This window comes from Microvirga sp. GN3, from assembly GCF_055792825.1.
This window is the reverse complement of record NZ_JBVVAK010000249.1, coordinates 1-8,166: the sequence shown is the minus strand read 5'-3', so window position 1 is coordinate 8,166 and position 8,166 is coordinate 1. Positions and strand designations below refer to the sequence as shown.

Sequence of the window (8,166 nt, the reverse complement as noted above, 5' to 3'; positions counted from 1 at the left end):
AGCAGGTGCAGCCACTATGGCAGTTCGTCCCAGATTTGATCAATGAGCCGAGAGAGCGTCCAATGGGATCACCTGAACGGCTCGGCCGGAGCCATCAACAATCTCCAGGCGCCATCCCCGCCACCCGTCTGAACTTGTCGGCGCCTGGGCACGCAGCTCCTCGACTATTGCGCGACGATCTGGATCGGAGGATTCTCATCCTGATGGTTGCGCGGCACTGTCGCTTATGTCCATCCGAGTGCTCGCATGATTATCGTCGAGGTCGGGTCAGAACTTATCGACTACGAGATTGATGGCAACGATTTGAAAGAGATTTCACGTATGACTGCTGGGCCGGAGGATCTCACGAACCGTTTGAGCGTGGGCAGGAAGGTCGTCCGAGAGGGTGCTGTTGCTCTCTGGATCCGCTGGCCTTCTGTTTGAGGGCGAGCCTACTCCCAGAGAGCTGAGAAGAGGAGATAGCAGCTCGACACACTCATTGACTCCAGGAGCACGTACTCTTTCGATCTCTTCGGCGTGCGTGTGGGGGTAACGCTTATCGTGATTGCTGGGTGGGAGTCGTAGGATGCGCTCGTGCACGGCCTCGGGTCGATCCACCCTTGGCTACTATGGATCGCTTGGTTGCAGGGATTCCAGCACAGCCCTTTCCGGGACTATCGCTCGCGGCCGCAGGTGAGCGGCTCTTGCGGATCGCGCTCCCGTTCCTGTCCTCTGATTTTGCTGCCCTACAGGAGGCGTGCTCGTCGAGAAAAGCCCTGCAGACTGCAAAGTCTGTTGTGATCTCCGTTGGGCACTCCACACCGCGTTCTTCAGCCAATGCCCGCGCGTAGCGCACCATCGCTTCACTCGGCGGGCGAGAGTCATTCTGAGGCTTGTGTTCTCCTGCTTCCGATGATCGTGCCGGCGCATGCTGGTCGAGGAAGGCCCGGCAGATGGCGCCATTGCTCTTCAGACCACGAGGCAGCTTGAGTCCCTTGCGGCCCGCAAGGGACGTGGCAAAGGCAATCATTGCCTTGGTTGGTGGCTTCCCGGCCGAGGCAGTACTCGCTGGGACTGCCGTCGGATCAACGGCAACAGTCTGCGACTGCGCGATGGCTCCGATCAATTCCTGCACGCGGGCACGCGTCCGCTCCTGATAGGATGCGGCTCGCCGAACGGCCTCATTCCGTGTGCCGGCGCGCCCGATCTCCGCCAGGTCAGCCTCGAACATCGCTCGCCCGACAGGATCACCATAGCTGGGGAAGACACGACGCACGGCTGCAATGAATGCAAGCCCGATTTCCGTGACCTGGATTGGCGGATCCCTGCCCTTCAACAGGTCGACATACTGGCTCTTCTGGAGCTTCGGCAGGATCATGTCACGCGTCGCTGCCGTTCCGAGGCCCTTGGGTTCATTCGGGTTTGCCGGGTTCTCTAAGGCTGCCTTGAGTACCGGGTCTTCCACCTGATCAATGAGGCGCCCCATGACGACCGGCAACTCGCCGCGGGTGATCCGCCGCGGTGGCTCGGTTTGGGCGGTCTCGATCCGGACATCGGTTGCTGTCCCAGGCTCGCGGTCTCGGACGGGCGGCAGGCGTCCGGTGGTGGGCTCCTCGTCCGGCTTGGCCTTGCCCGGAACAGCCTCATTCTCCTCGTCAGCCTCGGCGCCATAGACGGCACGCCAGCCCGGCGATTTGATCACGCTGCCGCTGACCGAGAAGCGCTTCGGGCCAAGTGGTGTTGCGACCTGCACAGCGACGGTGGTGCGCGCATCGATGCCGTCGGGCAGGTGGGCCGCCAGGAAGCTCTTGGCCACCAGCTCCCAGAGGCGGAGATGATCCGCGCTGATGCTCCCCGGCTGGGGCACCTTGCGCAGTGGCACGATGGCGTGGTGCTCGCCCGGATCCTTGACGTAATGGCCCCTGCTGCCCTTGCGGAACACGAGGTCACCCGTGGCTGGTACGAGACTGGCAAGATCGGACAGGATGCCGACGACGCTCTCAATGGCCGTGCTGGCATCCCCTGTCTGACTCTCGGGCAGGTGCTCAGACTCGGTGCGGGGATAGGTCAGATAGCCCTGATCATACAGGTCCTGTGCCAGTTTCGCCGTATGTTGCGGATCCCAGCCGAACCGTTTGGCGCAGCGGCGGGCAAGGGTGTCCTTGGAGAACAGGCGAGGGGGTGGCCGGCGCACATCCTTCTGCTCGACACCTAGGGGCCCTGACCAGGAGGCAGCAGCCTGCTGGATCACCTCGGCCACTGGTCTGTCGAAGATCTTGTCCTTGGGGGCATGCCAAAGGGTGATCTCAGCACCGCCGCCCGTCGCGACTGTCAGAGCAATCTTGAAATAATCCTGCGGGACGAAGTCGCGGATGCGCTTCTCCAGATCAGCCAGGACTGCAAGCGTTGGCGTCTGCACACCACCAAAGCGCCAAGGCTCCCGGAACGCAGGCGGGCGCAGCCGCAGGGAGATGGCGCGGGTGCCATTGAGCCCGAGGTGGTAGTCCTCATATTGGCGGCACAGGGCCTCAAGGTAAGCCGCGTAATCCCGCTCGCCGGAATCGGGCTCCTTGGCCATCACCGCAAAGGCGCGGCGGATCGAAACCTCGTCGAGGGCCCCCAGCTTGAGACGGTCGACGCGACCTTTGTACCCGAGATGCTCAAGCACCTCCCAGGCGATCATTGACCCTTCGCGGCCCGGGTCGGTGGCGATGATCACCCGCTCCACGCCCTGAAGCGCCTGCTTGATCGCCTCGATCTTTGGTTTGTGCGACTGGCCGGAGCGGCTGGTGCCGTACGTGACTGGAATGCGCTCGAGCACGATCGGGAGCGTGTCGAAACGCCATGACTTCCATTCGTCCCGCACGGTGCCGGGCTCTTCTGCCGCCAGGAGGTGTCCCTCGGCCGAAACACAGATCGTGCTGGGCGATTTGAAGAAGCGCTGCAGCTGGCGCATGGCCGAGGGCTTCTCAAAGAAGAATAGCGTGCGCGATGCTGATGGAGCGGTCATGACCCGGGCCAGCTTGATCAGAACGAAAAGAGAACGTTACCTCCAGGACTGGAGCCGGTCAATGATTGGGGGTACTCCAGAGAAATGGTTCGCCAGCGCTCTTTTCAGGAAAAGGGGCAACCGCCAGATCAGAATTTGGGCGGAGCTAGTGACCCACTGTACCTTGGGAAACCAAGGGAAAAACAGCTGCCGGGGCTCTGATTCCGCGGTGTTCTAGACTCCACTGCGGATCATCCCTTGAACAGGCCCTCTCTGGCACAGGCTGGGGAGGGCCCTTTTACATTCAACAATCGGAATCGAGACTGGGTGCCTGACTGGCTGACGTAAATGCGACAGAATTCTCGCTTGCTCGACCTGCCGTCGGAAACGAGGTTGCCTCATGCTCAAACTCCTTCATCGCATCCAACAATGGTTTCGCCGGCGGCCTGCCGCTGCTGGCCTCACAGTGATTGAGTACGAGGCCGTGTCTCTGATTGCGTATGAGGGGGCGGCTTACGAGCGAGCGCGGGAGCAAGCAGAGTACTGTCTCGGACAAAGGAGTGAACCAGGCAGTCGGTTCAGAGGTCGCCGTTGAGGTGGCCCGTTGTATAGGTGTGCCGAATATGAGGGAGACCAAAAGGCAGCCGAGGTGAGTAGCCTACAGCACGTTGGTGGGTCGTGCCATTCAGCCGCAATTCTGGGAGCCCAGGTTTGCCTCGTGGCGAAATGTTTCGAAGTACAAGATCTCAGAACAAAACAAGAACACAATCTTTGTGCATGAGCTTAGCCGCTCTCCAGCTTCGCTCTCCCCGGCGAAACTCCAGGGCAGTAGAACAAGAGGGGGACAGAGCCATTCCGGCGGCTCTGGGCAGGTGCATGAACCAAATGGTCCGACCCGATCAGGTGGAAAGAGGTCAGCCTGTTGAGGCTCTCGCAGGCACGGTCGAGCGCGTCACGTTCCACAATGCCGAAAATGGATTTTGCGTGCTGCGGGTGCAGGCTCGCGGCAAACGCGACCTTGTGACGGTCGTGGGCCACGCCCCTGCTATTGGGGCGGGCGAGTGGGTGACCGCGACCGGGATCTGGTTCAGCGATCGGACCCATGGACTTCAGTTCAAGGCCAATGTGCTCAAAGCCACGCCTCCCATGGGCGTTGAGGGCATCGAAAAGTACCTTGCCTCAGGTCACATGCGCGGCATTGGGCCTGCCATGGCCAAACGCATCGTCGCTGCCTTCGGAGAGGCTACCTTCGAGATCATCGAGGCTAACCCGGAGCGATTGAAGGAAGTCTCTGGAATTGGGCCGTGGCGGGCTTCAAAGATTGTGGCGGGCTGGGCTGAGCAGAAGGCCGTACGGGAGATTATGATCTTCCTTCATGCGCACGGGGTCGGCACCGCCCGAGCAGTCCGCATCTTCAAGACCTATGGCCATGAGGCCATCAAGGTGATGACCGAGAACCCCTACCGGCTTGCTCGGGACGTGCGAGGGATCGGGTTCCGAACCGCAGACGCTATCGCGGCCAAGCTCGGGGTGGAGAAGACGTCACCCCACCGGCTCAGGGCCGGCGTCTCCTTCGCACTTCAGACGGCCACCGACGAGGGGCATTGCGGCCTTCCCATCGAGATGCTCATCACCTTGGCCCAGAAGCTGCTTGAGGTGGACGCAGCCCTGATCCGGGCTGCCGTGGCCGAGGAACTTCAGGGAGAGGATGTCTTGTCCGACACGGTCGAGGACGAGACCTGCATTTTCCTGAAGGGACTGCACGGGGCGGAACGCGCCATTGCTGAACGCTTGCTCGAACGCGCAAGCGGTGCACCACCTTGGCCAACGATTGATCTTGAGAAGGCCCTGCCGTGGGTTGAGGGCAAGACCGGCAAAATCCTGTCTCCCTCCCAGCGCGAGGCAGTGGGGCTGGTGCTCACTTCGAAGGTTGCGGTGATGACGGGTGGTCCTGGGGTGGGCAAGACCTCGACCCTCGATACTATCCTGCGCATCCTGGTGGCCAAGGGCATTCGGGTGATGCTGGCTGCGCCCACGGGCCGTGCCGCCAAACGCATGACCGAGCAGACCGGCTTGGAAGCTAAAACGATTCACCGGCTGCTGAAGATTGATCCCAAGCATGGTGGGTTCTCGCGCAATGAGGAGAACCTGCTCGACTGCGACCTGCTCGTGGTGGACGAGACCTCAATGGTCGACGTGCCACTGATAAATGCCCTGACCAAAGCCATCCCGGGTCATACTGGGTTGTTGCTGGTTGGCGACGTGGACCAGTTGCCTTCCGTCGGCTCGGGGCAGGTGCTGGCGGACATTATCGCCTCGGGGCGCATCCCAGTTGCCCGCCTGACCGAGGTGTTTCGGCAGGCGGCGGCGAGCCGGATCGTGGTGAACGCCCACAGAATCAACAAGGGCCAGATGCCCGAGCCGCCAAAGCCAGGAGAAGAAAGCGACTTCTACTTCGTCGAGATCGCCGATCCCGAGGAGGGCGTGCCGAAGATCATCCAGATGATCAAGGAGCGCATGCCGTGCCGCTTCGGACTCGATCCGATGAAGGATATCCAGGTGCTCTGTCCGATGAACCGAGGTGTGCTCGGAGCCCGCAACCTGAACATCCAGCTTCAAGAAGTGCTCAACCCCAACCCTCCCGCCAGAGTGGAGCGGTTCGGCTGGCGCTTCTCGCCGGGAGACCGGGTGATGGAGACGCAGAATGACTATGACCGGGAGGTGTTCAATGGCGATCTCGGCACGGTCGTGCGGATCGACGACGAAGAAGGTGCTCTGATCGCCTCGTTCGATGGCCGGGAAGTGTCTTATCCGTTCGGCGAACTCGACACCCTGGTGCCAGCCTACGCCACCACGATCCATAAATCACAGGGCTCGGAGTATCCCGCCGTCATCATCCCGGTTGTGACGCAGCATTTCACGATGCTGGCCCGCAACCTGCTCTACACGGGCGTGACACGAGGCAAGCGGCTGGTCGTGCTGGTCGGCCAGAAGAAGGCTGTCGCGATGGCTGTACGAGGTGGGCAGATGAAGAAGCGCTGGACGAAGCTGCGGGAGTGGTTGTCCGCAGCCTAAGACGTTCGGGCAGGGCTCGGTCTTGTGGACATTCTAACAGATGGCTTTGGGAGTAATTCAATTACGAGAATTGGGCAACACGCGGAGGAGCCCTGATGAAGCATGGAATGCTAGGTGAAGTGAACTTTCACAGTAGGTCACAATGCTTTGCCTGGGCTGAGTACAGCGTTGTGACTGCATCTCTCATCGCGGCCATTGCAGTTCTGGCTGGTTCTTAGAGCCCAAGTGAGGTTCTTGCCCAATGTGATGCTGGTCGGGTCAAGTTGCTCCCTCCACGTTGTGCATGATCAGTGCGGGTGAGAGCAGCTTCAATCTTCGGCGGCAAAGGCTGATGAATGATTTCAGTGTAGAGGGAGCGGAGGTCCTCGCCGATCGTTCGTAGAAGCTCCTCATCGGACATCATGGAAACCCGTCTGCCACCCCCGACGCTGCTTCCCATAGCCGCCTCCAAATCACCGCTTCAGTAGAAGTAGCGAAGCGTTGATGACGCGTTGGCCATCTTTTCAGGAGGTTGTGGATAACGGGCAGAATAGGCGGTTTCCTCGTATTCGCCTGTTGCCTGCCACGAACGCGACTTGTTTGCCGTGTCACGAACGGGATTGATCATGCCGAGACCTACACAGCATGCTCTCTGCCCCTGAATGAACGACTTCGTTTCTTTGCAGGAAGCGGTCGCCCCTTAGGACACGTTCTGCTCTTGATCCAACTGCGTTACAGTAGGCGAACCATCTCCGTCTGACAGGAGCCCGCATGAAGAAGGCACGTAAGCTCTATGAAAGCTCAAGCGGGGACCGCTGGTATCTGATCCGAGACCCTTCGGGTGCCTTGTTTATCCATCACGAGGCCAACGTGGCTTCTGGTGGATACGTGGAGCATGAGGACATCGCCACCTTCTTGAGTCGCGGCGCAGGTCCGGAGCAGCAGGAATTGCTACGCTTGATTGGAACCCTGGTCGAAGAGTAACCCACTCACGCGTGATCCGTTTGATGGGCTTGGGATCACGTTGGTGACCAAACAGTTAGGGTCCTCGGCCTGGATGATCACATGCTCTTGCTCGTTCTTGAGTGAAAGCCCCGGAGGCTGTCGAACCCAAGGGCAAAGGCCACGGTAAATCCGGCAGTAGGTGACGCGACAGCAAGAGCGACCCACAGGGACAGCGTCGGACAGGAACCGAAATTCGAGTGATGCATAGGCGCAGACCGGCTTAGGCAGATCAAGGCTGATTCAGCAGGCGCGTTAGCGCAGCGTCGGGCTGAGACTTTCCTGCATCTTACGCGGTCGGTACGCGTCACAGATTGAGCTGCCTCATTCTTGCGATCCCGTACTGAGAACCTAATGGCTGATCTCGATGAGGAGCACCAACCCGCGAGTGACCTCAAACATCGACTACGTGAAGGGGTTTAGCCTCGAACCGCCAGATCGAGTCTGCCATAGGCCTCCATCTCCAAATTTCGACTCAATGGGACTCCGGGACTTGGAAATATCAATCTGAAAATACCAACCGGCAGGTCGAGTCACCGCAACGCCTAACCCTCTGTTTTAAAGTTTGCTCCCAGAGTCATGCCATCGCCGGAATCAGTGCGAATGACGGAGGCTGGTTCGTCACATCCTGAGCCGTTACTACGCCCCTCCAGCGATTGCCCGGAAGATCGGCATCAGCCAGGCAAGCGGAATCGCAACAAACCACCGGAAAATGTTCAAGTCGACCCCTAACGATCTGCCAAGCATCGGCAGAAGAAAGATGATCCCAAGCAGGACCAGGAAGCCAAACCGCTCCAGCTTGGCAAATGGCCTTGCCAGGGCGTTGGGCAGAATGCTCAAGACGACGCGACCCCCGTCCAGGGGCGGCAGGGGAAACAGGTTGAAGATCGCTAGGACCAGGTTCAGCAGGATCGATTGAGAGAGTGTCTGAACCACCCAGGGTACGATCGCCCCCGGCAGCAGCCAGATAATCCGCAGGAGTCCTGCCGACGCAAAGGCGAGCAGAACATTCGCCAGCGGCCCGGCCATGGCGACAATCGCCATGTCGCGGCGCGGATGGCCCAGACGCGCGAACGCCACGGGGACGGGCTTCGCCCATCCAAACAGGAAAGGGGCCTTAGTCACAAAGAGGAGAGTTGGAA

At 60.2% G+C, this 8,166-nt stretch carries 5 protein-coding genes; 3 read left to right on the top strand and 2 right to left on the bottom strand.

What is annotated here, in order from left to right; genetic code table 11:
* The first annotated feature begins 246 nt into the window (after positions 1–246).
* Entirely contained in the window at positions 247–423 is a 177-nt protein-coding gene (locus tag ACS5Q1_RS45115; RefSeq protein ID WP_473104326.1) for a hypothetical protein, read from the top strand.
* A 112-nt stretch (positions 424–535) separates the two neighbouring features.
* On the opposite strand, the gene ACS5Q1_RS45110 is transcribed toward ACS5Q1_RS45115, so the two are convergent.
* Positions 536–2,935, bottom strand: a complete 2,400-nt coding sequence (locus ACS5Q1_RS45110) for a type IA DNA topoisomerase (RefSeq protein ID WP_473104325.1) — start codon at positions 2,933–2,935, stop codon at positions 536–538.
* A gap of 909 nt (positions 2,936–3,844) precedes the next feature.
* On the opposite strand from ACS5Q1_RS45110, the gene recD2 reads away from it, so the two are divergent.
* Complete coding sequence (gene recD2, locus ACS5Q1_RS45105) at positions 3,845–6,043, top strand: SF1B family DNA helicase RecD2 (RefSeq protein WP_473104324.1); 2,199 nt, start codon at positions 3,845–3,847, stop codon at positions 6,041–6,043.
* Between the two features lie 750 nt (positions 6,044–6,793).
* Positions 6,794–7,006 carry a hypothetical protein gene (locus tag ACS5Q1_RS45100; RefSeq protein WP_473104323.1) on the top strand — a complete coding sequence of 71 codons (213 nt, stop codon included), beginning with the start codon at positions 6,794–6,796 and terminating at the stop codon, positions 7,004–7,006.
* A gap of 657 nt (positions 7,007–7,663) precedes the next feature.
* On the opposite strand, the gene ACS5Q1_RS45095 is transcribed toward ACS5Q1_RS45100, so the two are convergent.
* The coding region (locus ACS5Q1_RS45095; RefSeq protein ID WP_473104322.1) for a site-2 protease family protein at positions 7,664–8,166 on the bottom strand (503 nt) is incomplete at its 5' end.

Bases quoted from the DNA above. Each gene is read 5' to 3' on its own strand.
- recD2 (WP_473104324.1), top strand. From the start codon at position 3,845: ATGAACCAAATGGTCCGACCCGATCAGGTGGAAAGAGGTCAGCCTGTT.
- ACS5Q1_RS45100 (WP_473104323.1), top strand. From the start codon at position 6,794: ATGAAGAAGGCACGTAAGCTCTATGAAAGCTCAAGCGGGGACCGCTGG.
- ACS5Q1_RS45115 (WP_473104326.1), top strand. From the start codon at position 247: ATGATTATCGTCGAGGTCGGGTCAGAACTTATCGACTACGAGATTGAT.
- ACS5Q1_RS45110 (WP_473104325.1), bottom strand. From the start codon at position 2,935: ATGCGCCAGCTGCAGCGCTTCTTCAAATCGCCCAGCACGATCTGTGTT.